The sequence below is a fragment of the Dissulfuribacter thermophilus genome, from assembly GCF_001687335.1.
GTDB classification, from domain to species: Bacteria; Desulfobacterota; Dissulfuribacteria; order Dissulfuribacterales; family Dissulfuribacteraceae; genus Dissulfuribacter; species Dissulfuribacter thermophilus.
The window spans coordinates 111,584-136,649 of sequence record NZ_MAGO01000006.1 but is presented as its reverse complement, the minus strand read 5'-3'; the positions used below and the strand labels follow the sequence as shown (position 1 = coordinate 136,649).

At 42.0% G+C, this 25,066-nt stretch carries 24 protein-coding genes; 7 read left to right on the top strand and 17 right to left on the bottom strand.

Going from position 1 to position 25,066, the window contains the following annotated elements; all coding sequences use genetic code 11:
- Positions 1–8: 8 nt before the first annotated feature.
- The gene (locus DBT_RS06610) at positions 9–1,610 is read left to right on the top strand and encodes a tetratricopeptide repeat protein (protein ID WP_161939929.1); all 1,602 of its coding nucleotides are present in this window, start codon (positions 9–11) and stop codon (positions 1,608–1,610) included.
- Between the two features lie 134 nt (positions 1,611–1,744).
- On the opposite strand, the gene DBT_RS06605 is transcribed toward DBT_RS06610, so the two are convergent.
- Entirely contained in the window at positions 1,745–3,409 is a 1,665-nt protein-coding gene (locus DBT_RS06605) for an HIT family protein (protein ID WP_083186681.1), read from the bottom strand.
- Positions 3,410–3,501: 92 nt separating this feature from the next.
- Positions 3,502–4,167, bottom strand: coding sequence for a TIGR04211 family SH3 domain-containing protein (locus DBT_RS06600; RefSeq protein ID WP_161939928.1), 666 nt, complete (start codon positions 4,165–4,167; stop codon positions 3,502–3,504).
- 397 nt (positions 4,168–4,564) lie between these two features.
- Between DBT_RS06600 and DBT_RS06595 the strand changes: the two genes are divergently transcribed.
- Positions 4,565–5,644 (top strand): TRAP transporter substrate-binding protein, encoded by a 1,080-nt coding sequence (locus DBT_RS06595; protein ID WP_067618087.1) that lies wholly within the window; start codon positions 4,565–4,567, stop codon positions 5,642–5,644.
- On the opposite strand, the gene DBT_RS06590 is transcribed toward DBT_RS06595, so the two are convergent.
- Positions 5,641–6,930 (bottom strand): TRAP transporter large permease, encoded by a 1,290-nt coding sequence (locus DBT_RS06590; protein ID WP_067618085.1) that lies wholly within the window; start codon positions 6,928–6,930, stop codon positions 5,641–5,643. The genes DBT_RS06595 and DBT_RS06590 overlap by 4 nt on opposite strands.
- Before the next feature lie 20 nt (positions 6,931–6,950).
- Positions 6,951–7,370: a TRAP transporter small permease subunit gene (locus tag DBT_RS06585; RefSeq protein ID WP_244155327.1), complete on the bottom strand. Its 420-nt coding sequence runs from the start codon at positions 7,368–7,370 to the stop codon at positions 6,951–6,953.
- 477 nt (positions 7,371–7,847) lie between these two features.
- Between DBT_RS06585 and adk the strand changes: the two genes are divergently transcribed.
- The gene (adk, locus tag DBT_RS06580) at positions 7,848–8,504 is read left to right on the top strand and encodes an adenylate kinase (protein ID WP_067618083.1); all 657 of its coding nucleotides are present in this window, start codon (positions 7,848–7,850) and stop codon (positions 8,502–8,504) included.
- A gap of 72 nt (positions 8,505–8,576) precedes the next feature.
- On the opposite strand, the gene glgP is transcribed toward adk, so the two are convergent.
- The 4 genes from glgP to DBT_RS06560 form a co-directional block, all read right to left on the bottom strand.
- On the bottom strand, positions 8,577–11,129 hold the full coding sequence (gene glgP / locus DBT_RS06575) for an alpha-glucan family phosphorylase (RefSeq protein WP_067618082.1): 2,553 nt from the start codon (positions 11,127–11,129) through the stop codon (positions 8,577–8,579).
- 100 nt (positions 11,130–11,229) lie between these two features.
- On the bottom strand, positions 11,230–13,524 hold the full coding sequence (gene clpA, locus DBT_RS06570; protein ID WP_067618081.1) for an ATP-dependent Clp protease ATP-binding subunit ClpA: 2,295 nt from the start codon (positions 13,522–13,524) through the stop codon (positions 11,230–11,232).
- Between the two features lie 6 nt (positions 13,525–13,530).
- Positions 13,531–13,845, bottom strand: a complete 315-nt coding sequence (clpS, locus tag DBT_RS06565) for an ATP-dependent Clp protease adapter ClpS (RefSeq protein ID WP_067618079.1) — start codon at positions 13,843–13,845, stop codon at positions 13,531–13,533.
- A 69-nt stretch (positions 13,846–13,914) separates the two neighbouring features.
- Positions 13,915–14,682: a TlyA family RNA methyltransferase gene (locus DBT_RS06560; protein ID WP_067618231.1), complete on the bottom strand. Its 768-nt coding sequence runs from the start codon at positions 14,680–14,682 to the stop codon at positions 13,915–13,917.
- A gap of 114 nt (positions 14,683–14,796) precedes the next feature.
- On the opposite strand from DBT_RS06560, the gene DBT_RS06555 reads away from it, so the two are divergent.
- The 3 genes from DBT_RS06555 to DBT_RS06545 are packed head-to-tail and all read left to right on the top strand — an operon-like array spanning position 14,797 to position 18,083.
- Positions 14,797–15,861, top strand: coding sequence for an Mrp/NBP35 family ATP-binding protein (locus DBT_RS06555; protein WP_067618077.1), 1,065 nt, complete (start codon positions 14,797–14,799; stop codon positions 15,859–15,861).
- Between the two features lie 14 nt (positions 15,862–15,875).
- Positions 15,876–16,961 (top strand): PAS domain-containing sensor histidine kinase, encoded by a 1,086-nt coding sequence (locus DBT_RS06550; protein ID WP_141674234.1) that lies wholly within the window; start codon positions 15,876–15,878, stop codon positions 16,959–16,961.
- The gene (locus DBT_RS06545; RefSeq protein WP_067618072.1) at positions 16,962–18,083 is read left to right on the top strand and encodes a hypothetical protein; all 1,122 of its coding nucleotides are present in this window, start codon (positions 16,962–16,964) and stop codon (positions 18,081–18,083) included.
- Between the two features lie 238 nt (positions 18,084–18,321).
- Here DBT_RS06545 and flgM read toward each other — a convergent pair whose 3' ends face one another.
- From flgM to larB, 7 genes are all read right to left on the bottom strand, one after another.
- On the bottom strand, positions 18,322–18,642 hold the full coding sequence (gene flgM / locus DBT_RS06540; RefSeq protein WP_067618070.1) for a flagellar biosynthesis anti-sigma factor FlgM: 321 nt from the start codon (positions 18,640–18,642) through the stop codon (positions 18,322–18,324).
- Between the two features lie 12 nt (positions 18,643–18,654).
- The gene (locus tag DBT_RS06535) at positions 18,655–19,071 is read right to left on the bottom strand and encodes a DVU0524 family FlgM-associated protein (RefSeq protein WP_067618065.1); all 417 of its coding nucleotides are present in this window, start codon (positions 19,069–19,071) and stop codon (positions 18,655–18,657) included.
- Positions 19,072–19,294: 223 nt separating this feature from the next.
- On the bottom strand, positions 19,295–19,567 hold the full coding sequence (locus DBT_RS06530) for an HU family DNA-binding protein (RefSeq protein ID WP_067618063.1): 273 nt from the start codon (positions 19,565–19,567) through the stop codon (positions 19,295–19,297).
- 96 nt (positions 19,568–19,663) lie between these two features.
- A complete protein-coding gene (gene larE / locus DBT_RS06525; RefSeq protein ID WP_067618061.1) occupies positions 19,664–20,263 on the bottom strand; it encodes an ATP-dependent sacrificial sulfur transferase LarE in 600 nt (199 codons plus the stop codon).
- Positions 20,256–21,431 carry a homocysteine biosynthesis protein gene (locus tag DBT_RS06520; protein WP_067618059.1) on the bottom strand — a complete coding sequence of 392 codons (1,176 nt, stop codon included), beginning with the start codon at positions 21,429–21,431 and terminating at the stop codon, positions 20,256–20,258. Before DBT_RS06520 ends, larE begins: the two co-directional genes overlap by 8 nt.
- A gap of 17 nt (positions 21,432–21,448) precedes the next feature.
- Positions 21,449–22,030: a CBS and ACT domain-containing protein gene (locus tag DBT_RS06515; protein ID WP_244155326.1), complete on the bottom strand. Its 582-nt coding sequence runs from the start codon at positions 22,028–22,030 to the stop codon at positions 21,449–21,451.
- 237 nt (positions 22,031–22,267) lie between these two features.
- Positions 22,268–23,038 (bottom strand): nickel pincer cofactor biosynthesis protein LarB, encoded by a 771-nt coding sequence (larB, locus tag DBT_RS06510; protein ID WP_067618054.1) that lies wholly within the window; start codon positions 23,036–23,038, stop codon positions 22,268–22,270.
- Between the two features lie 9 nt (positions 23,039–23,047).
- Between larB and ubiE the strand changes: the two genes are divergently transcribed.
- Positions 23,048–23,791 carry a bifunctional demethylmenaquinone methyltransferase/2-methoxy-6-polyprenyl-1,4-benzoquinol methylase UbiE gene (gene ubiE / locus DBT_RS06505; protein ID WP_083186680.1) on the top strand — a complete coding sequence of 248 codons (744 nt, stop codon included), beginning with the start codon at positions 23,048–23,050 and terminating at the stop codon, positions 23,789–23,791.
- Here the strand turns inward: ubiE and rnhA are convergent.
- Complete coding sequence (gene rnhA / locus DBT_RS06500) at positions 23,743–24,225, bottom strand: ribonuclease HI (protein WP_067618228.1); 483 nt, start codon at positions 24,223–24,225, stop codon at positions 23,743–23,745. The genes ubiE and rnhA overlap by 49 nt on opposite strands.
- Positions 24,212–24,985, bottom strand: coding sequence for a YkgJ family cysteine cluster protein (locus DBT_RS06495; RefSeq protein ID WP_083186679.1), 774 nt, complete (start codon positions 24,983–24,985; stop codon positions 24,212–24,214). The genes rnhA and DBT_RS06495 overlap by 14 nt, the downstream gene beginning before the upstream one ends.
- Positions 24,986–25,066: the final 81 nt, after the last annotated feature.

Genomic DNA, 25,066 nt, shown 5'->3' with positions numbered 1-25,066 from the left:
TATTTAAGTTGTTTTTTATATATATTTTTTCTGTCTTTTTTTTGTATCCGCCCAAAGCCCTTGCAAACTCTGATTTAGATCATTCCGCGTCTTATGCCTATTTTATGAAGGGCCTTATAGAAAAGGCCAACGGGAAATTTGATGAGGCTGAGCGGTCCTTTAAGACCGCCCTCAAAAAGGATCCTAATGAAGTCAACATACTCAAAGAATTAGCTGAAATAGCAATACATAAAAAAAACTTCAATGAGGCAAGGTATTGGGCAGAGGCTGTGCTTAAACAGTCTCCAAACGATGTTGACACCATGATCTTACTGGCTAGGATCTATGTCCACTCCAATCGCATCAAAGATGCCATAGAAGTCCTTGAAAAGGCCCTTGATAAAGCCCCAGGAAACACACAGGCCCTGTTTTTCCTGGGGAATATCTATATGGAAATAAAGCAATATGACAAGGCAATAGATGTACTGGAGCGTTCCCTTAAAGAGGAAACCCAAAATTCCTTTATGATTCATTACTATCTCGGAAGACTATATTTTGATTCAAATAAATTAGTGGATGCGGAAAGGCATTTTAAAAAGGCAGTCCAATTGAATCCCAACATGGTCGATGCATATTATGGTTTGGCATTAATTTATAAGAAAAGAGGGGATGTGGAAGATGCCATAGGCGCATTTGATACCTATTTACATAGACGCCCACAAGACCTCAAGGCACGGGATGATTATATAAGATTTTTGATAGATGCTGGCAGAAACGAAAAGGCCTTAAAAGAAATAGACGAATTCTATAATCAAGATTCTAGTGACCCTCGAGTCGGATTTCGGACAATAGGATATTATCTCGATCTTGGACAGTATCAAAAGGCCCTTGAAGTCTTAGACAGGCTCCAAATACTGTTTCCAGACAGCCCTCAACTCCATTTTTATAGAGGTTTAGCCCTGGAAGGATTGGGGCAGAAGGATAAGGCTAAGCATTCGTATGAAAAGATAAGAGAAGAAGAGCCTATTTATATCCTTGCGAGGATTAGGATAGCAAAAATTCTAAAAGAAGAGGGTGATTACAAAGGTGCGCTCCATGTTTTAGAGGAAGTCGAATCGAATAAAAACATTGCCCACAGGTCTCAGATTAATGAGGTGCTTTTAGAGATGGCCCTTTTATTAGATGAAATAGGTAGACGAGACCAGGCCATAGAGACCGCAAAGAAGATCCTAGAGACTGATCCTGAGAATCCATCTGCTTTGAATTTTATAGGTTATACCTATGCTGAAATGGGTATTAAGCTTGGTGAGGCCGAGGACCTCATAAAAAAGGCCTTAAAAAAGAGACCGGACGATGGCTACATCTTGGATAGTCTCGGATGGGTTTATTATAAAAAAGGTAGAATTGGCCAGGCAATCGAGGTACTAAAGAAGGCCGTAAGCCGGGTACCAGATGATCCTATTATTAATGAGCATCTGGGCGATGCCTACTATAAAAATGGCGATTATGACGAGGCCTGGTACCAGTATGAAAAGAGCCTGCGTCTATTTAAGCAGAAAAAAGACAAAAAACGCATTAAAGAAAAGATGGAAAAGGCACAGGAGGGCCAGGAAGACTTCATGTTGTTTTAATGCATGGACTCAGATTATGCAGTTCGCCAGTTTTTGGTACTTCAAATGCCCGACAACGCAAGCCCATTCGATGAAATTGCGAAAACTTTGAAAATTATTTTTTCAGGCATTTGAAGTGCATAATCTGAGATGAACTACTGGATCAACCTATTCTCAATATGGTTCCTCAGCGCCCATGCAAAGTCTTCTGGATAGTGCCCTGTAATCCATCTTCCCTGGGCTTCACTCATCGAACCTGGTGAATTTTCATGCCTTGGCAAAAAGCAATAAAAGAGACGCTGACAACTATTGAGATCATCGTATCTCTTTGACACTTCATAAACAGTAATCATCTCAGCGCCCAGGCGTGATAATGCCTTCATGACAAGGAGGATTCCTTTGTCAATGGAGTTACGCATAGAGCTATCAGCTTCAAGGATGTTACCAACTGGTCTTTTGGCCATAAGCTGAACTTCACCCTGAGAACGCTGTGCCTTTGGGCAAAAGGCCATGACGTTTTCATCCTCAAAGATTATGAGTTCTTTTGGTCCTTCACCGCTTCCATCAGTTCTACTATTCGATCTTATTGCCTCTATATAGGCATCAAAAAAGGAAGTTTTAAATTTTGCCTCATATCGCCATATAAAATCCCTAACTAGGTCTCCTACCACATATGCTGAGACCTCTTTGGCACATCTTTTGGGTACGAGTGCATATTGATTGTGAATTTGTTGATGTGAGGCGTGAAGCCTATAGCCGCTGGATGCATATCCAAAGCCATAATTCCAGCCCCAAAGGTTTGCATTAAATGGGATGTCTTTGCCACTATCTATGGTTTTTTTTACGTTTCCTAGCAATGTTATACGAAACTCTTCGAGTTCTTTGTCTGAAGAAAAGCCCTCTTCACTAATAGTAATTCCAAGGGACGTCGCAAGCTGACAATATATTCTTTGATAATATAAAAAACGTAATCCTTTTATATCTTCTAATGTCAAGTCGTTAACACTATAGCGTATGGCGTCTTGTGCCATATTTGAGGCAAAGTGCCCCCAGGGTATGTAGCTATTTTTCCTAAGATATTCCCAAACATGGGTTTTATCGTTTATGTACTCACCAACTATTGGATTTTGGCCCTGAACACCTGGATTCAAAACCATTACCCTTTTGTAACTATCTGGGAGATTTGGATTGTTTGCCACTGCCTCAAATAGGGCCTTGTCGTGGATTAATGGGTGTGGCCTTTCATCATCTCCCTTTACAAACTTGAGGCCAATTGGATTTCCATGATGATCTTGGACGAGGTCACAGGCGATTTCCGACAGTGCCTGTAACACCTTTGGACTCTTAGAATTTACCGCAAGGGAAAGAAGAACATGCCTTGGAAAGTGATGAAGAGCTACTGTCTTATTGCCACCTGCAAGTACCCTGCCTTCAAGTATCTCCTCAAAAATAGAATCTTCGTCGTTCGTTATATCAAAAGACCTTTTAAACCTGAAGGAAAGCGGGTCGTTTTTAAACCTATCTGCAGCATACTTAAGGATATAGGTGGTCCCATAGAATGGAAACGGATTTTTTATCTCGAAGACAGGCTCTCCACACTCTACCTTGACGTCATCATTGGGGAAGTTGCATTCATTTGTGACATCTTGACCATCAAGCGTTACCCCCAATTTTATATAGTGAGAATTTTTCCTAAGATTTTTCACGAAGTAATTTGGTCTGTGAAGACCAATAAGGATAGGCCCTTTGGGTTCTAGAAATCTCCCTTCAGGATGAATTAGACCGATGTCTTCCATTTGTCTTGGCTCCCTTCCCCCCATGGCTACTGGCTCCTTGTGCTAATTGGCTTTTTTATACCTCATTCCAATACCATAAGGTGAGGGATAGATGCAAGAGCACTACAGTATGCCCTTTACAATAGGGTGGAAAATCTCCTTTTTCTCCGTCTTCCCAGAAGATAACCTACAATCCAACCCAATATGAGTACTCCACTTCCGGCTAAGAACCACTTCACATTCTGATCATTTTTTAGTTGGGAATTTTCGCGCCTTAATATCGTCAATTCATTTTTAAGCCTGTCTATTTCTAAAAGCTGCTTTTCATATTTGGCCTTTAGGGTCGTAACGTTTTTTGAATCTGTAAGTAATAAGTTGTATTTATTTGTTATATCGCTTTGTTTGGCCAGACAGCCTTCTTTTTCTGCTTCACAGGCCTTGAGTTGTTCTCTTAACTTTGCTAGCCTTGTTTGTGTTGAGGATAGTTCGTTCTTCAATAGGGAGAGCTGGTCCCTCAACATTTTAACTTGTTTTCTAGGGGGTTCTTCTGAACTTAAATATCTAGAGAGGATCCAACCTTCTTTTCCATCTGCCAGCCTGACATTGGCCCAAGGTCCGTCTTCTCGTAAGACTTCAACTGATGTGCCTTCTTTCACTATGGCTAGTATCTTATAATTGGTGCCTTTTCCGCTTCTAATAGGTAATTCTGCCTTGGGAACCACATAATATTTGCCCTCAAGGGCCAATAAGGTTGATGGGAACAAAAAGCAACAAGTGACTATTAACCATACAGCCTTAAACATATTAAAATTTCTCATAACAAATCCCACGTATAGCACCTCCCAGTACTTAATTCCAAGCTATACTATAAACCGCAATTATTACATATTGACTTAATTGTGTCTATTTTAAAGGTTACACCTTAAACTTTCCTGCGTCTACCTGATTCGATCCTTGGATATGCTCTCTTGAGGTGATGATTCCATATTGTTTTATTTGGCAGTTTGAGCACAAAATTGGCAGTTATTGATGCATGATTAAATAGGTGGTAACCTATTTTTACACTTAGTCACTATTTGAATGATTTGATTTTTTTGAATCCAAATGCTTGATTGGCTTCGACCACTTGCAGAGTTATGAAATTCAAATCTTGATGGCAAGCTTGCCAGCTCAAGGATCAGGATAAAAAGGAGGGAAAAAATGGAAAGACGCAGTTTCTTGAAAAAGGTGGGAGCAGCTGCCCTTGGAGCTACAGCTCTGTCTCATTCACGCAAGGCCTATAGTGCTGAAAAAAGATTCTTGTGGCGTATGGTAACCTCATGGCCGCCCAACTTTCCCATACTTCAGACCGGTGCTGAACGCCTTGCCAAAAGAGTAGGGGAGCTAAGTGGTGGTAGACTGATGATACAGGTATATGCAGGTGGGGAACTTGTCCCTCCTTTAGGTGTATTTGACGCCGTTAGCCAAGGTACCGTTGAATGTGGTCATAGTGCCTCATACTATTGGGCAGGGAAAAATCCGGCATTTCAATGGTTTACTTCAATTCCGTTTGGTCTAAATGCACAGGGCATGAATACCTGGTTCTATCAGGGAAATGGTCTTAAACTTTGGAGGGAACTATACTCAAACTTTAATATAGTTCCGCGCCCTGCAGGAAATACCGGGGTGCAAATGGGGGGATGGTTCAATAAAGAGATCAACACCATCGATGACTTCAAAGGCCTCAAGATGCGCATCCCAGGCCTCGGAGGAAAAGTGATAAAGAAAGTAGGGGCTACAGTGGTACTTTTACCTGGTGGTGAGATATACACTTCTCTAGAACGAGGAGTAATAGATGCTACTGAATGGGTGGGGCCTGCCCATGACATACGGATGGGCTTTCACAAGGTGGCAAAATATTATTACGGCCCAGGATGGCATGAACCAGGCAGTGCCTTAGAATTCATTGTTAACAAGAAGGCCCACGATGCACTTCCAGAGGATCTAAAACAGGTCCTTGATGTTGCGTGTGCAGAATTAAATATACAGATGCTTACAGAATTCGAGTATGAAAATGCAAAGGCTCTCAAGAAATTGATGAATGATCACAAGGTGAATTTGAGGCACTTTCCTCCACAGGTACTCAAAAAACTTAGGAAAGTTGCCAAAGAGACCATTGAACAAGAGGCCCAAAAAGACAAGATGGCCAAAAAAGTACATGAAGATTTCAAGGCGTTTCAAGCCCTAATGGCACCATGGGCCAATATTTCAGAGCAAGAATACTATACGAATATCATCTAGTCTCCTAAAACAGTGGGTAACCAGGTAGCAAGGCCTGGAAACAAGACAACGAGTAAAAGGGCAAGGAGTTGTAGAAATACAAAGGGTATTATCCCACGGTAGATTTGAGGGGTTGTCACCTGAGGTGGAGCAACCCCTTTTAAGTAAAATAGGGCAAATCCAAATGGTGGTGTGAGAAATGAGGTCTGGAGATTGATAGCAAACAGTATTGCAAACCATACCGGATCAAAACCAAGGCTTTTCATTATTGGAGCGAGTACTGGTATGTGAATAAAGGTGATCTCGATAAAATCCAGAAAGAATCCAGCAATGAATACGATCCCCATTACAATGGCAAGCACTCCCCATTTTCCAAATGGAATGTGGGTAACGAGGTCTCTTATAAAGAAGTCACCTCCAAGTCCCCTAAAGACTAAACCAAAAGCAGCAGCTCCTACGAGTATGATAAACACCATTGAAGTTAAACGGCAGGTCGATTCAGAGACCTCTTTTAATATCTTTAATGAGAATCTCCCCTTGAATATGCATAGAAGTGTAGCACCAAATGCCCCGACTCCTGCTGCTTCGGTTGGGGATGCTATACCGGCAAATATAGAACCAAGTACCATAATCATGAGTATTAAGGGTGGAATAAGAGATTTTAAGATTGAGGGAGAGGAATCATCCACTCCATTTTCTATATTATTAGTTATGGGCGGGGCCTCATGGGGATAGATTGATGAGCGTATAAAGATATAAAGGCAGTAGAGGGCCACCAGCAATAACCCTGGGATCAGTGCTCCCATAAAGAGGTCTCCCACCGAAACTCCAATGATATCTCCTAGTAGAACAAGTACAATACTTGGAGGAATGATCTGCCCAAGGGTACCTGATGCAGCAATGGTCCCAGTGGATAGCTCGTTTTTGTAACCATGTTCTAGCATTGTGGGAAGGGCCAAAAGCCCCATGGTGACAACTGTTGCCCCTACAATGCCAGTAGAGGCTCCGAGTAATGCCCCGACCACCACAACTGATATCGCAAGTCCTCCTCTTAATCGTGAAAAGATCCTCCCCATGGACTCAATGAGGTCCTTGGCAATACCAGACCGTTCAAGCATTACCCCCATAAATATAAATAGAGGAACGGCAACGAGGGTAAAATTGGTCATAATCCCCCAGATTCTAATGGGAAGCAGATTTAAAAAGTTCCATCCTATGTAATAGACCCCGAAAAAGAGGGCCGTTCCAAGGAGGGTAAAGGCCACGGGGAATCCTACGAGTAAAAGGACTGTGAGGACCAAAAACATCCAACCAGCGGCTTCGGGGTTCAATGTTTCACATCCTTTCTGGCCTGCTTGCCTAGAAGCAGCCTGAGATTATCAATAAAAAAGCTAATTGCCTGAAGTGCCAAAAGAAAAAAACCCAATGGGATTAGGCCCTTAATCAGGTAATAGGCTGGTAGGCCACCAGGGTCAGGCGAACCCTCTCCAATGCGCCAGGATGCCTCTACAAAGGGAATCGCTGTTTTTATGGCTAAAAAACATCCTGGGATCAAAAAGATAATTGTGCCAATACAATTTATAAAGGCCTTTTTACGTTTTCTAACTCGGTGATATATCACATCAACTCTTACATGAGAGTCTTTTTTCAATGTGTATCCTGCTCCAAGTAAAAACATAGCTGAAAAGATGGTCAATTCCAGTTCCTGAGTGGCTATGAAACTCTTATTAAAACAATAACGCAACACAACATCAAAAGTGACCAGTAATACAAGGCACCACAGATCCCCACGATATTAACTGTCCTACCAAGTTATTGAGTATATCTATATAATTTTTTATATATTCAAAAACTTTCATAGTGCTGTAAATAAAATTCGAAATTCGAATATTGTGATTCGATATAAATTTACCATTTATTAATCAATTTATAATATATTGTTTTGAATTTCGTATTTCGATAATCATATTAATCTAATTAAAACCCATCATTGCTTTTTTCAAGTTTTGTCCTATAGTGGCTTTTAACTCAAATTTTGCAGCTCGCAAGTGTGCATTAGATGTGAAAAGGGGGACATTAACAATGAATAACTATTTAAGTTGTCTCCTAAAATTGCGAGCCTCCTTTAGGCTTTAAGTGCCAACTTTAACAATATAAGATTAAACTTTTGGCATTTAAAGTGCAAAATTTGAGTTAAATTTTAAAAGAAGGGAGGATACATATTATGCGTCTAATTCTTTTGGGAGGACCAGGTGCAGGAAAAGGTACTCAAGCTAATTTCATAAAGGAAAAATTTGGAATTCCCCAGATTTCCACAGGAGACATGCTCAGGCAGGCAGTTAAGGATGGTACAGAGCTCGGAAAAGAGGCCAAAAAGTACATGGATTCAGGTCAGCTTGTACCTGATGATGTCATCATAGGCCTTGTTAAAGAAAGGATCAAGGAGCCAGACTGTGAAAAGGGCTTTCTATTTGATGGCTTTCCACGCACAATCCCCCAGGCAGAGGCCATGAAAGAGGCTGGCGTAAAGATTGATTACGTAGTTGAGATTGCAGTTCCTGATGAAGAGATCATAAAGAGAATGAGTGGAAGAAGAGTACACCTTCCATCTGGCCGTACCTACCACATTATCTACAACCCACCAAAGGTCGAAGGAAAAGACGACGTTACTGGTGAACCCCTAGTTCAAAGAGAGGATGACAAGGAAGAGACAGTAAGAAAGCGCCTTGAGGTATATCACGCTCAGACAGAACCTCTGGTAGAGTTCTACAAAAAATGGGAAGAATCAGGAGACCCAAATGCTCCAAAATATATCAGGATTGATGGCGTAGGTACAGTTGACGAGATCAAAGAGAGGATTTTCAAGGCACTCGGTGCATAATTCAATTTGATTGGACGGGGCTTTTCCCTTTTCGCCATGCCCCGTCCTTCTTCCTATTTAAATTTTTTATTCTCACTCCCACCAAGTGAGCTGACCTAGTTCAAATTGGTGGCCGAGTTCAATACGATAAGGATAGCACCTAACGGTAAAGCCAATACGCCCACTTGAAAGACACAGTATTTTCCCTGTAAAGACATGGGCACTACCATCCAGTTCGCCTGAGGGCAAGAGGGGTAGGGGGCTTCCGCCGGTGAGATTTCCGAATTCGTCGAAACGGCCGATATAGGCCTCGACCCTTACTTCATCTGGCCCGAGACCAGCAAGGTCGACGATCACCTTTATAGGAATTCTGTCGCCAACCTTGGGTTTGTCGTCAGTTGGAAGTTCTACTTTCAATATCTTTACACGGGGCCAAACCTCATAAATCTTACGCTTCCAATTGCATATTTCTTTGGTCTCCTTCCATCCGTCTTTGGTGAGTAGCTCCCATCGATATAGACCTGGAAGATAAAACTGGTTGGAATATTCTTCCACCATCCTGTTGGTATTGAAAAAGGGACATATGGTCTGGATGGAGTTTTTCATCATCTCCACCCATTCATCAGGTACGTTCTGACTGTTTCTCTGATAAAAGAGGGGAACTACAGTATTTTCAAGGAGTTCATATAGGAGCCTACTTTCTACTTCATCTTGATAAACAGGGTCATCATATTCTTCACCGGCCCCAATGGCCCAGCCGTTTGTACCATTATAGGCCTCAACCCACCAACCATCTAAGATACTCAAATTGATTCCGCCGTTGGCCGTAACCTTCATTCCACTGGTTCCACTGGCCTCGAGGGGCCTTCTGGGGGTGTTTAGCCATACGTCAACCCCCTGGACCAGAAATCTGGCTACTTCGATATCGTAATTTTCTATAAAGACTATGTGCTTTCTAAACTCGGGTAGATTGGCCATCTGAACGATCTTGTGAATGAGCTCTTTTCCATCCTTGTCCTTAGGATGGGCCTTTCCAGCAAATATGATCTGGACAGGTCGTTCCTCATTGGTGAGAATTCTTTTTAGTCTTTCGACATCTTTGAATAGTAGTGTAGCCCTCTTGTAAGTGGCAAAACGCCTTGCAAAACCAATGGTAAGGGCCTCGGGATCGAGGACCTCGTCTGCTTCCTTGAGTTTGTATCTGGGGGCGCCCTTTTCTTCCAACTGCTTTTTAAGTCTGTATCTGGCAAAGGATATCAAGCGGTCCCTCAGACGCTCCTTGGACCTCCAGAGTTCAAAGTTCGGTATGCCTGCTACCCGCTTCCAGATAGAGTGATTTGTGGGCTCATCTATCCATCGGGATCCAAGGTAACGCTGATACAGTCTGGCCATCTCACTGGAGAGCCATCCAAGGGTGTGGATGCCATTTGTTATGTGGGTTATTGGGACTTCATGGGTTGGGATATTGGGCCAAATGGCGCTCCACATTCTCCTCGAGACCTCTCCATGTAACTTACTTACCCCGTTTGTCTGAGATGCCATCTTTATGGCAAGTACTGCCATACAAAAGAGTTCACCATGGTCCTTTGGATTAATCCGTCCAAGGCCAAGAAACTTTTCCATTGATATCCCAAGGTGTTGAACGATTCCCTTAAAATATCTTTGAATGAGATCTGGGGGGAAACGGTCAATTCCAGCAGGAACAGGAGTATGAGTTGTGAAAATATTCGTGGATTTTACAACTTCCAGGGCCTGGTCAAAATCAAAATTTTCAGACAAACGGACTTGAAGAAGTCTCTCGATTGCCATGAAAGCCGAATGTCCTTCATTCATGTGGCACACTGTCGGACAATTGCCCATGGCGTTTAGGGCTCTTATGCCCCCCATGCCTAAGACGATCTCTTGTTTGAGCCTGGTCTCGAGATCACCTCCATATAGAAATGAGGTGATCTGGCGGTCATCACTGGAATTTTCCGAAACGTCGGTATCGAGCAAATAGATGTGGACTCTCCCCACTGTGAGGTCCCATACCCGTGCCCAAACAGTCCTTTCCCCTATAGGTATGTCCACTAACAGCGGTGTGCCATCATCCTGCATAACAGGTCTAAGGGGCATTTTATAAAAGTCGTTTGCAGGATATTTTTCAAGCTGCCAACCATCTGGGTTTAGGTATTGGGTGAGATATCCGTGTTTATAGAGGAGCCCTACACCTACCAATGGCAAACCCAAATCACTTGCTGATTTCATGTGATCTCCTGCAAGTATACCGAGGCCACCTGAATAAAGAGGCAGGGATTCATGCAGCCCGAACTCTGCAGAAAAGTAGGCGATGAGTCCCTCATTTTGTTTGACCTTATGGTACCAGGTCTTGGAGGCGAGGTATCTATCGAGTTCAGATTTTACAGCCTCCATCCGGGCCAAAAAGACTTCGTCACTGGAAAGTTCCTCAAGTCTTGGCTGTTCTATTGTGCCAAGAAGTGCCACTGGATTGTGGTTTACTCTTTCCCAGCACTCCCTGTCCATATCTTCAAAGAGGTAGATGGCGTCTGGAGTCCAAGTCCACCAGAGATTATATGCTATGTCCAAGAGCGGAAGGAGTTTTGAAGGCAAGTTTGGCTCTATAGTAATCTCTTTTATTATGGGCATGAATAAAATCCTTTCTGAATGGTCAAGAGTTCATCCCAGATCATGCAGCGAGTTTGCCTAAGATGCTTAAAAAGCTCCATTTTAGGTGTATAATCTGGGATTATTCGCTTTTCAAAACCACTTCCTTTTGTGGATCAATATCAACCACAATTTCATTGAACCTCTTGGTAGCCTTATCCTTCTTCATTTCTTTTCTAAACAAAAGCACATCGGCCAATGGATCCTTTATCTTTTCCTGTATGAGTCTTGATAAAGGACGTGCCCCACGTCTTTCATCATAGCCGTGTTTGGCAAACCACTGTCTTGCCTTGGCTGAGAGTTTGACCACAATTTTTTTGGATTTTAGCTGGGTGTTCAACTCCTCTATAAATTTGTCAACAATGGATTCCATAATTTTGGGGGTTAAAGGATTGAATGGAATCACGGCATCCAGTCTGTTTCTGAATTCAGGACTAAAGCATTCCTTGACGGCAGCGTCGGCCTTCTCTACGTTTTCTTTAATGTTATCAGGAGAAAAGCCAATTGTTCGGCGTTCCAATTCCCTTGCACCCACATTTGATGTCATGATCAAAATAGTGTGCCTAAAGTCTGTCTTCCTCCCTGTATTGTCAGTGAGGGTGGCGTAGTCCATGACCTGAAGGAGCACATTGAAGACATCTGGATGTGCCTTTTCAATTTCGTCGAGTAACAAAACACAGTGGGGGCTCTTTCTAACAGCTTCCGTAAGGAGTCCCCCCTGTTCAAAGCCAACATACCCTGGAGGTGCTCCGATTAGTCTGGATACAGAATGCTTTTCCATGTATTCACTCATATCAAAACGAATGAAGTTGATTCCAAGTATTCGTGCAGTCTCACGGGCAAGTTCAGTCTTTCCAACCCCTGTAGGACCAATAAACAAAAAGGAACCAATGGGATGGTCAGGATGCCCTAATCCTGCCTTGGACCTTTTAATGGCCCTAACTAGTAGTTCCACTCCTCTGTCCTGTCCGAATACCCTCGTCTTTAGCCGTGGTTCTAGGTCTTCAAGCCTCGATAGATCTGTACGGCTTAGGCTCCTTGCAGGTATCCTTGCGATTTTGGCAACCACCTGTTCGATGTGCCGTTGGGTGACAAGTCTCTTTGCCTTGGAACCACTCTTTTTTAGTTTTACTATTGCTGCTGCCTCATCGATTACATCTATTGCCTTATCTGGGAGAAACCTATCAGTGATGTAGCGTTGGGACAGTCTAGCAGCGGCCTTTAAGGCTCCTTCTGTAAATTTGCATCCATGGTAGTCTTCGTAACGGGATTTTAGGCCTTTAAGTATCTCAATAGTTTCCTCGACAGTTGGTTCCCCAATCTCTATCTTTTGAAAACGTCTTGTTAGCGCCCGGTCTTTTTCAAAGAAATTCCTGTACTCTTCATAAGTAGTTGAGCCAATAAATCGAATCTCACCTTCTTGTAAGACTGGCTTAAGTATGTTTGATGCATCCAGGGAGCCGCCGCTTGTGGCACCAGCTCCTACGATGGTATGGATTTCATCTATTACCAGAATGACCTTTTCCCTCTGTTTGAGCTCTTTTAATACCTCTTTTAACCTCGCCTCGAATTCACCTCTATACTTAGTTCCGGCAATAAGTGAACCCATGTCCAGGGAATACATTTCAAAACCTTTGAGTTCATCAGGTACGTTCCCTGATTCAATAAGCCTTGCTAGTCCCTCACACAGGGCAGTCTTGCCAACACCAGGTTCTCCGACAAATATGGGATTGTTTTTCCTCCGGCGAACCAATACCTGCATGACGCGTTCAAGTTCCCGGCTACGGCCTACTAAAGGGTCAATTTTTCCATCCCTTGCTCGCTGAGTGAGGTTGATGGTGAAATGTTCTAGGGCTGTGGCCTCGCCCTGTTTTGCTGCCTTTTGCGATTCTTCTTGTGCCTGTTTCTTTGTTGGATTATCGTCTGTTTCTCTCTGAATATAGGGCACCTTGGATACGCCGTGGGAAATGAATTCTAGTATGTCAATCCTCGAAATCCCTTCTTGTTTTAGAAAGAATACTGCGTAAGAATCTTCTTCTGTCATGATGGCAGCAAGGAGATCTCCGATTCCAGCTTCGTCTTTCCCTGCTGATTGAACATGCATTATTGTTCTTTGAAGGACACGCTGGAGCGCAAGGGTAGGTTGAGGAGCCTCTGTAGGTTGTTCCTCCAAGGTCTCCATATGTGTATTAAAAAAGTGTTCTAGTCTCTGCTTCAGTCTTTCTGGATTCCCACCACATGCTGTGATAATTGTCAAAGCCTCATTGTGATGGAGTAGGGCGTAAAGCAAGTGTTCCACAGATAGATATTCATGATGTCTTGCCTGGGCCTCTCTTGCAGCTGCACCAAGCATCAATTCAAGATCTTTATTAATCATGAAAAATTACTCCTTTTCCATAACGGCTCTAAGGGGAAAACCGGCATTTTTCGCCTTAGAGTGGACCTGTTCTATTTTAGTTTCTGCAATCTCTTTAGGATAAATCCCACAGACTCCAGACCCTGTATTGTGTATGAGTAACATAATCTGAGTCGCTTCTGAAGGTGTTTTATGGAAGATTTCTTCCAAAATTCCCACAACAAAATCCATAGTAGTGTAATCATCATTTAAAAGTATAACCTTATATAAGGGGGGTTCTTCTACTACTTCATCTGCTTCTTCCTCAATGTCTGCAAATTCTGAAAATCGAGTTTCGTCCACTTTTTTACCTCCGGGTGAGCCCCATTTTATTATTGTCTGATTTTTTTATTATCAAATCTAATAAATCTCTCATGTACAACATGAAGTTTTTGCTTTCAAGGTCAGTAAAAACTCTTTATTCCCTTTTGCCCCTAGAATAGGGGATTCTACTACTCCCAAAGGCAAAAGAGCCAGTTGCTCTTGGGAAAAACGGGTAATCTCATCTACCACCATTTTGTGAAGATTTGGATCTTTTACTATGCCGCCTTTGCCAACATGTTGGGGACCGACTTCAAACTGGGGTTTTACAAGTGCTACAATAAGGCCATCTGCCCTAAGCAGTTCTTTTGCTACTGGTAAAATAAGTTTAAGAGATATAAAGGACACATCAATCACTATAAGATCATTATCTTTATAAGGAAAGGAGTCTGGATTGATGTGCCTAAAATTCGTCCTTTCCATGACAACGACCCTGGGATCATTCCTCAATGACCAGTCAAGTTGCCCATAGCCTACATCGATTGCTATAACGCGCCGTGCCCCTCTCATCAATAAACAGTGGGTGAACCCACCTGTGGATGCACCTACGTCTATACAGACTTTTTCTCGGACATCAATGGAAAAGTGATCTAGGGCCTTTTCCAATTTTAGGCCACCTCTGCTAACAAAAGGATTTAGAGGCTCCTCAATAGTGATGTTACAATCTTGTTTAAATCTGATTCCAGGCTTATCTCTGACCTTCCCGTCCACCAAGACCTTGCCAGATAATATAAGTGCCTGGGCCTTTGAGCGGGAAGGGCATAGGCCACGATCTACCAAAAGAGAATCAAGACGTTTTTTTTGATCGCTTTTGTTCATTTTCAAATTTTGAATTGAGAATTGATTCGGATTTTGTTTTTCCATTTTTGAGTTTTATTGTAATATCCTAAAGAGGTGAATAAAAGCTTTTGTGTCTGGAGGAATAAAAAAAAAATGGCAGTGACCAAGGAAACTATTATGGATGCCCTGAAAGGGGTTAATGATCCGGAGCTCAATAGAAGCCTAGTAGATCTCGGTATGGTAAAAGATGTTGAAATAAGTGGCGATGCAGTACGAGTTACCATTTCACTTACCTTTGCAGGATGTCCTCTAAAGACAAAAATAAAACAGGATGTTGAAGAGGCTGTAAAGGCTGTCCCAGGTGTGAACTACGTGGAAGTTGTGATGACTGCCATGACCAGCGAGGAACGCGCAAAACTCTTTGGTCAGGCCCCATCTGAAATGGAAGGAATTAAGAAAGTAAAGAGGGTAATCGCTGTTGCCAGCGGAAAGGGTGGGGTAGGAAAATCTACGGTATCTGTGAACCTGGCAGTTGCACTTAAGGGATTAGGGAAAAACACAGGTATCCTCGATGCCGATTTTCATGGTCCAGATATCCCCATTATGATGGGTATAAAGGATCGTCCCCTTGGATCAAAGGGGATGCTTCTTCCCTTGGAAAAATATGGGGTGAAAGTTATGTCTACAGCCACTTTGGCAGGGGAGGGGGTTCCAATTGTATGGAGAGGCCCTCTGGTAAACAAGGCAATAAAAGAATTTTTGGGAAAGGTGAAATGGGACGATCTTGACTTCTTGATAGTGGATTTGCCACCTGGAACTGGAGATGCCACTATCACTGTAACCAAATCAATCCCCTTGGATGGCGTCATAGTTGTTACAACCCCACAAAAGGTGGCTGTATCAGATGTGAGAAGGGCAATTGGCCTTTTTAAAACCGAGGAAATACCAATTTTGGGAATAGTTGAAAATATGTCATATTTAAAGATGCCAGGTGGAAGCGAAGATGATATTCTGGATATATTCGGAAGCGGTGGTGGTGAAAAACTTGCAAAGGCCTTTCAAATTCCACTCCTTGCGAAAATCCCCATCGATCCACAGATACGTATAGGAGGGGATTCTGGTGAGCCGATCTCTGCAAAAAGAGACGAGACATCAGAGGTCTTTTTCACGCTTGCCCAAAAAGTAATAGAGGAGTGTGAAACTCAACCAAATAATTGACCTCAGGTGAGCAAATGAAAATTTTAAAAGACGGTATTGGTCATGAGGAACTATGCAACCTCATTATTCCTAGTTTGCCTATAGGATTTGTTGCCATAGATACCAGTGGTACTATCCTTGAATTTAATAGAGAAGCAGAAAAACTCACAGGATATACCCGAAATGAGGCTGTAGGCAAAAGGTGTAATGAGGTACTAAAAAGTAGCCTTTGTGATGCAAAGTGTCCAATCTCAGAAGAATTTGAACAAACCAAGATAATAAAAGAAGACACCTTTTTGATAAACAAATCAGGTACCCGTATACCGGTTTCTATCACAGTGACATCCATAACGGATCCTACGGGTAAACAATATGGAATAATTGAGCTCTTGAGAGACAGGAGAGAGCAGGAAAAACTGGAACAACACAGAGATATTTTGATATCTATGTTTGCTCACGACCTAAAGGCCCCCGTTGCAATTGCCGGGGGCTTTATTTTGAGGCTACTTAATGGGAAGGCAGGTGAGTTAAATGCCAAACAAAAGACCTACTTAGAGACCGTCTATAGGGAGATCCAGCGTCTTGAAAACTACATTCATGTTATCTTGGAAATTTTGAGATTGGAGGCAGGGAAGGTTCCGCTTTCGTTGGAGGAGTGCAGTCTGGAAGAAATAATAGAAGAGATAATTGATGGCATAAAGGTAAAGGCAGGTGAAAAGAAAATAAAGATAATGATGCAAGTCCCCGATGAATTGACCATAATTAAGGCTGACTCCAAACAACTTCAGCGTGCTATCACAAACCTTTTGGACAACGCAATAAAGTTTTCTCCAAAAAGTTCTGAGGTCTACGTTAAGGTGAAACCAGTTGATGATTCAGTAATCCTGGAAGTCGAAGATCGGGGTCCTGGTATTGACGAAAAAGATTTGCCCCACGTGTTTGATCCATTCTTCAAAGGAAAGACAAAAGTGGAAGAGGGCGAGGAGCCTGGTTCTGGCCTCGGACTTGCAGTTGTAAAAAGCATTATCGAGGCCCATGGAGGGGAGGTTTGGGCGCAGAATAGACCTGAAGGCGGAATGAAATTTTGGTTTAAGGTCCCAAAACATGGAGGACAAGAATAGATGATAGAAATCGATAATACGTCTTTAGAGAATTTAAAAAAGATCCTTGGCTCCTTGATTCAAAAGGGAAGAGGGGTCCAGGACTATGATCTAACGGTAATCTTGGTTGCATTGGACCCCCAGTGCCTTCATGAAGATGAAGAAAAAGAAATAGCCGCAAGGTTCCTGCATGAAAGAGGAATTCATACGATTAAATCGTTAATTAGAAACTATGATGAAATTTATTTCTTAAGTGATTCATCGTTTCTCATCCATTTGAAAGAGACCCATGAAGCAGGGGCAGATTTTGTGGCAAGTAGGATTAAAAAGGCTCTATCATCAGCGGCAAAAGAGGCCATAGGTCTTGATTTGTGTTTCATGATAGGGACCTGTAGCAAGTCCATAGTGGACATTCGAGGAGTTGATGACATCTTAAAGATCCTCTTAACAGGCCTTGAAGTAGAAAAAAACTGCCAGCCTCTATTGTTTAAAAATCATCAGGTTTCGTGTAAGGCCACAATAGGTCCAGTCCTTCTTTATGGAGTGAACCAGGAAATCATTAAGGGGCTCGGGGATGAACTGGTCCCATTTGGTTACAGGATTGAAAATCTAGATGCCATTGAAGATGGTACTGAACAAATTCTGGAACAGAGATTGTTGGCCTTAGAGGACAAATTTTGCGTACTGTTGATCGGGGATGATTTAACTAAAAAAGATGAAATCAAATCTAAAATAAAAAACATACGACAAAATAGGAGATTAGATTGCATTTTTATTATAGTTATAAATTCTGATCTCAATAGCGCAGAGGCATTAGAAGTCTTGGGTGTAGATTTGGTTTTGTCTTCAGGGCTGAACGCCTCTACATTAACAAAGCATATAATGAAGGGATACCAAATTTCTGTTCTTAGGGCCTATTCTAAATTACAGGCCACTCATGACTCGATCCTTGAGTCTATTAGGGCTGCTTCACATAAACTCAATCAGCCACTTCAAGTAATTTTGGGAAAGGCTGACCTTGTGGAGTTAGGAGTGGTTGGCCAAGATCAATATCCTTCAATCTTTGAGGACATAAAGAAAAGCGTCCTTTTATTGTCGGATATTAATTCAAAAATTGCCCGAATAGCATCAGGGAAGGCCTAATAAAAAAGAAGGCCCAATAAAAAAAGTTTGTTTTAATTTTACATAATATATATTATGCGACATTATATAAACCTCTAAAATTAGAAAATCTTTATAAATCAAGCTCTTAGAAGGTATTGGCGCTGGAATTTATCTTTATGAGAAAAAATAAAAAGAGGCCTTTGGCCTCTGTTTTTACCCTAAAAGGCCCCAAGCTTGAACAAGGGGCCTCAGGCGGGGGATTAATAAGGAGGAGGAACTATCCTAAGTCCTTGATGAGATCAGTCATCATTTTGTCTGCAACCTTATCAGCATTCACTTGGTAAGTACCTTGTTGGATCTGATCTCTTAAGGCGTTGACATAGGCTGTCCTTTCTGGCTCTTTAACGTACATAGCCTTATTAACCTGTTGCATCAATCTCGAACCAGAGGACAAGTCAACCTTATCAGTAGATTGAGTTGCTTGTTGCTGAGAAGCATTTTTTTCATTTTGCACCTGTTGTGCCTGCTGTCCTTGTACTGCATGCACTTGGTTTAAGTATGCTTCTAGCAATTTCTGGTGAGTATCGTTGATCTTCATTTTGTTAAACCCCTATTCGCTACCTATTTTTTCTATTTTTGAGTAAATCCTCATTATGAGGTCTTCTGCATCTTTTGAAGAGAGTTCCTTTAGAATCTCTCCTTTTTGAGGGTCAATAACCCGAAATCTTAACCCCTTTTTTCCTTCAAGTGAGCCAGCAATTTCCAAATTTCCTCCCAATTCTTCGCTCACCTTCTCTGCAAGATATGCCCCTAGCCTCGAATCAGTTACCTCTTTTCCCTTAACCTTTGCTATAATATCAGTGGCCACCTTTTGGGTTATAAGCTTTTGTTTTGCCTCAGAAGATATGTTAACCACATCCGGAGAATATCTAGAATTGTCGGATTCAAGTCTTATCAGGCCCTTTTTCCCGATCCTCTGACCGTAGGCCCTTATTACATTTTGTATCTGATATGGTGAAACATTCATGGTAACCAACCCGTTTCCTTAGGCCTATGTTAGCTGTAATATTTATCGGCAACGGATGTGGTCGACTTTAATTTTTTCTCCCACAATATTAATCATAAAAAAAGCCCCTCTGACCACTCCATTCTCGTGGCTTTGGGGCTTTTCTAAGATAAAAGAAGACCCAAGACTAAAGGGCCTTTTATTAGTTGCCCTTTGCCTCTTATTCCCCAAAAATAGTTTTTTACTACAAAACAGCCTCTTGAAGCTTGGAACCAGCTTTAAATTTTGGAACCTTTTTCGCAGGAATGTTGATTGTTTTTCCAGTACTTGGATTTATGCCTGTCCTTGCCTTCCTTTCAGTCACATAAAAGGTCCCAAAGCCTACGAGAGTGACTTTTTCACCAGACTCTAACGCCTCTGTAATAGCCTGAATGAAGCCGTTCAAGGCCTTTTCAGCCACACTCTTTGGCAAATTTGCATTCTCAGCAATGCGGTCAATCAGTTGTCCCTTATTCATCTTGCCCTCCATTTATCTGATATTTTGCCAGCATAACTTGCCGGTATATAAATAAAAATGATGTAGTGCTGGCTCAAAAGCCTTGATTACGGCCTCTCAGTTTATTAAGCCATTTTCAATTTGTTTTAATTGATTTTTAGTTATTACGATTCCAAAATCAATTTTAGTTGCAAGACACGATTCACTGGGCCTGTTTGCTGGTGCCAAACTGTATTTATTAGACTCAAACCGAATTTCATCTTTTGTCAAGAATAAATCGGCCATTGGAGTCAATATGTTTAGTTTTTTTATGGCAAAAATACCAGGTCTGTCGCGATTCAAATCATCTCCTTGGGTCCCATCAAGGATTTGTGATACCCCAAATGTTTTTACTTTTTCTTTAATAATCGAATACATATGTAGTTTACACCAATAACAGCGTCGCCTTGTATTGGATCTAATCTCCAAATAGGACAAGGGATTCCATTTATACCTGAGCACCTGAACCCCTAAATTGCGTGAAACTGCCTCTATCCAGGACCGATCCGCTTCTGTTACAAACACAGAGTCCATAAAAACAGGATAGACCCATTGTTTCCCATGGACATCAAGGGCAATTTTCACCAAAAAAGTACTATCCACCCCACCGGAACACGCGACTGCAATGGGCGGCCTTAATGTGCTCAGGTATTCTCTCAGCCTATCTATCTTAGTCACGTGATGATGGCAAAAGTTCTTGGGGTTCTGAAAGGAGGAAATTGCCCTCTTCTATCCACTTTTTCAGCTTTTGAGCTATTTCCCTTGCCCTTGCATAACTTGAAAGTGGCGCTGTGGGAACTTCTTTGCCGTTTATCCTTATGGAACCACTTCGAAGTTCTTTATAAGTCACTTCTGCAAGGGGGCGTCCCTTACCCATTGGGTAATCGAGGCCGTAATCCACTACCTGGGTCACTATGTCTTCGTCAGATACCCCTGTATACATGGCTATCTCTTCATTTAATATAGGAATCGGTACCCCTATACCGACAGCAAGCGAACAACCATAACCGAGGATACTTACTCCAGTGAGATACCTTGGATGCATTCCCTTAAGGTCTCCTAGTACCATGAGTGTACCTGCAGGACGCTTTGGTAGCCCCTTCTCAGTCCTTGGAACATCTGGGTTGTGCTGGGTACCTGGAGAAACTACATATCCAATGCCCCCGCCTAGAAAGATCCTAGTCCCGATTCCAATAGTCTTATAATAGGGGTCATTAAAGAGAGGACTCAATTGACCTGAAGTACAGTAATTGGCATTGCCTAGCCTTGGTTTTAGAGTGCCCATATAGGTATAAATTGTTTTTGTCGTTACGTTTACAGCACAGTTGTAATTTTGATAGGCATTTCGTGGATTACAAAGTTGGGCAAATGGGAGGTCCTTTAATGTAATCTTTTTTTCTAGGCGTTTTCTAGGATAACAGTGGGTGCCATAGGCCTCTGCTTCTAAAAGTACCTGTTTTCCGCTGACGAGATCTTGAATAACATGACCACCACCGTAGAGGAATTCCCCTGGATATACTTTGTTCAGAGGATCCCCTTCCCTAGGTTCAGTACAGCCAATGTAAATATCCACTGCTGCAAGCCCTGCATATGCAGGCACTCCGTTTAACCATACCTTTGCAGCCTTGATCCCTGGAACGCTGTGCCCAAAATTTATGAAAGCCCCAGAGGAACACATTGGAGAAAATGTGCCAGTAGTTACCACATCTACCTGTTTGGCTGCCTCTTTTTCGCCTTTAGTCTTTACAATGTCAATCATCTCCTCTGCTGTAACAACTACAGCTTTGCCCTTTTTTATCTTTTCATTGATCTCTGCAATGGTCTTTTGAACTGCGTAGCCGGCCATATTTTCCCCCAATGTTTTTAATCGAGGACAGATACCACTTTGTGGCCCTTCTCCTCAATGGCTTTCACTATAGGTAAAAGATCTATTTTTTCAAGACGTATATAATGTATTTTCTTCCTAGTACTAGTGGCCTCCATGCCGACACTTATGACCTTTCCACCATGCTTCCTAATTATTGTCAGGACTTCATCTAGGTTCTTGGTGTCATTTAAAATGACATCCAGCCGAGAGCTTTCTTTCAAGAGTCCTAAAAACTGTAAAAATGCAGATAAAATATCCGTTGTTGTAATAATTCCTACAAGGGATCTCTTATCTAGTACTGGAAGACCGCCAATCTTAAATTCATGGATTAGACGAGCTGCTGAGTCGATACTTGAATTAGGATCCACAGTAATAGGGTTTAAAATCATCACGTCTTCGACTTTTAAAGAGTCCAATTCAGAGTGGTAAAAATATTGTCTGAGATTGCTTTCTGTTACTAAGCCTAGTAGTTCATTGTGGTCCACAACGGGGATATGCCTAATAGAATATTTGTACATCAAGTGGACTGCTTCCTTTACACTGCAATTGGGTCCAATCGTGATCAATTTTTTCGTCATCCAATTTTTGACTTTCACCTTGTGGCTCCCTCACATTCGGCTTATTTTAATTCAATCATATTTATAAAGAATTTCTTATCAAGAAAAAGTTGACTTAACCCAATTCCTTTTTTATTAAAGAGGCTCAAAAAAAAGGAGGTAGTATGGCGAAGCACAAAAAGATAGAAAGAAGAAGGGAAATCGAAAGAAGGCGTAGACGTAGAGAAAAACGTAAAAAGCTTAGGGCAAAAGGACTTCTCAAGGATTAAATTCTTTAATCCTTGAACATATAAGGGCAGCCACACAGGCTGCTCCAAATCCGTTATCAATATTTACCACGCAGAGGCCCTGAGAACAGGTGTTTAACATAGTTAAAAGGGGGGCGACTCCTTTAAAATTTGCACCATATCCAATACTTGTTGGCACTCCTATTACAGGACATGGAGCAATGCCGGCAATTAGTCCAGGTAACACTCCATCCATGCCTGCGACAACGATAATAACCGGGGCCTTTTGTATTACGTCTATATGGTCAAAGAGCCGGTGAATACCAGCTACCCCGCAATCAAAGATTCTTTTGGCCCTGATGCCATTGAGTTCGAGTGTAATGGCTGCCTCTTCTGCCACGGGGATGTCACTAGTGCCCGCGGTAATCACTGGTACAGTAATAACTTTTTTGTCGGAGTTATTAGGAGGGGAAATAGGTGAATGAAGTAGCCTTGCATCCGAATTGTATTCGAGAAAAGGGGCCTTTTTTAGGATTTCGCTTGCCTTTTGAGGGCAAACCCGTGTCACCAATATGGGATGGCCAGATTCACTCATTTTCTGAGCAATTTTTACAATCTGCTCAGCCCCCTTCCCTTCCCCATAAATGGCCTCAGGAATACCTTTTCGGATGCTCCTGTGATGATCAATCTTGGCCCAACCAAGATCTTCATAGGGAAGCTTTTTTAATTGGTAGAGAGCATCCTCTACGTCAGTTTTACCATCAGAAAGGTCTTTTAGGATCTTGTAAATTTGTTCCTTCATGTGTCAAAAATGAAATTTTCTCAAAATAACGACGAAAAAAAAAGTTTTGTAAAAAATAAATTTTCCTCTGTAACAAGTCGCTACGACCTACTCAATACCCTTTTAAGCTTTTCTGTGGACAAGTATTGGAGGAAAAGGACTGCTGAGACCCTTAAAAATTTGCCTGATGGTCCTATTTTGGATTTATGTGCAGGCACGCTTCCTCTCTCGATTGTCCTGAGAAAATATACCAAAAGAAAAATCATTGCCTTAGACTTTTGCCTCGACATGTTACTTCATGGGAAAAACAGAATCAACAGTCTCAAAATGGCCAATGATATTCTTTTGGTTCAGGGAGACGCAGAGTTAATTCCTTTTAAAGAAAATGTGTTTTCTGGAATAACTATTGCCTTTGGAATTCGTAATCTTGCTAACCCTGAAAAGGGCCTTATGGAGATGTTTAGGGTCCTTAAACCAGGAGGGGTCTTAAGTATTCTGGAGTTTTCAAGACCTAAAAATAAGCTGTTTTCAAAGTATTACTTTTTTTATTTACATAATATTTTGCCCAATATTGGCGGTATCATTTCAGGAGATAAGGAGGCATATTCATATCTCGCAACTTCAATACAGGAATTCCACGCCCCAGAGGTGGTTGCTGCAATGATGGAGTCTGCTGGCTTTAGAGATGTAAAGTACCGCCCCCTAACCTTCGGTATCGTCACCCTCTATACAGGTAGACGACCCTCTACATCCTCAGGAAGTTCCCCTTTCTGACCCTTGACTATAGCAAAACGCGCAAGATTATCTGCTCTTTCATTTAATTCGTGGCCAGCATGCCCCTTCAACCAAATCCATTCAAGCGTATGGATCTTTACAAGTTCAAGGAGGCGCTGCCACAAGTCGATATTTTTTACTGGTTTTCCAGCAGAATTTTTCCATCCCTTACATATCCAGCCTGAAACCCATTGAGTAATTCCATTTTTAAGATACTGAGAATCTGTAAATATTTTTACTTTACACGGTCTCTTTAGGGCTTCTAGGGCACGTATGGCAGCGAGCATCTCCATGCGATTATTGGTGGTCTTTGAGGTCCAGCCAAAAATCTCTTTCTCAACATTCTTATACCGCAGGATCGCACCATAACCACCGGGGCCAGGATTTCCCGAACATGCTCCATCAGTATGAATTTCCACTTCAGCTGAGTCCACAGGCAATACAACTCCCGCCTTCAAATAGCTTTTTCTTTACCCACCGAATTCCGTATTTTAAAAGCTCAAGTTCATCTTCCTGGAGCTTTTGTATGGTTGCCTCATCTTCCATGTATCTATCAAGGTTCGGGCCTTCGAGGAAAAATTCTCTGAATGAGTCAATATCATAGCAACCCATGTAAAACATTTCTATTTGATCCGCATTGAGTTGGCCGACGCCTGATTTGTTCTTTGCATGAATGAGCTCGCTGAAAAGGTCATTAAACTCATTATATTCCGAAAGTCCTTCGTGCTGGACCCACTCTTCCACTGTCCAGGATTTACAATCTTTAAAGCCTCTACAATCAGACTCTCTCACTACATAATAATATTCGTCAATCTCCCCTGTTTCGTGGGATCGTTGTGCAATTCTCGCAAGTGGATATGCCCTACAGGCACCGGGCCGGTCGTTGTAGACAGTACATCCTTTGCCCTCTTCCAAAAAGGGGCATTTGAGATAAGGACCTTCCATCTTTACTGTGACAACTGGAATGCCAGTGCCAGGCCCCACATGCACACTGGTATAACGTTCCAAAAATTCCTTAGAACTCATACCCAAGGCCTTTTTCAGCCTGTAAATGTCATAGGGCATCAGCATTAAGGTGAGATCATAACAGCACTGTGTAAAACAGTCCTTATCTGGTACACAGGAAAAACAAAATTCATCTTTGGAACGAAGCTCCTTTGAAGTATCCAGAACAGTTTCTACGTCTTTGCTCATTTTAGTCCCCTCGAAGATTGAATATGGTGTCAACAGTTCTCTGTTTAGTGAAAATTGACTTTAAAACAGGCAACCTATGCA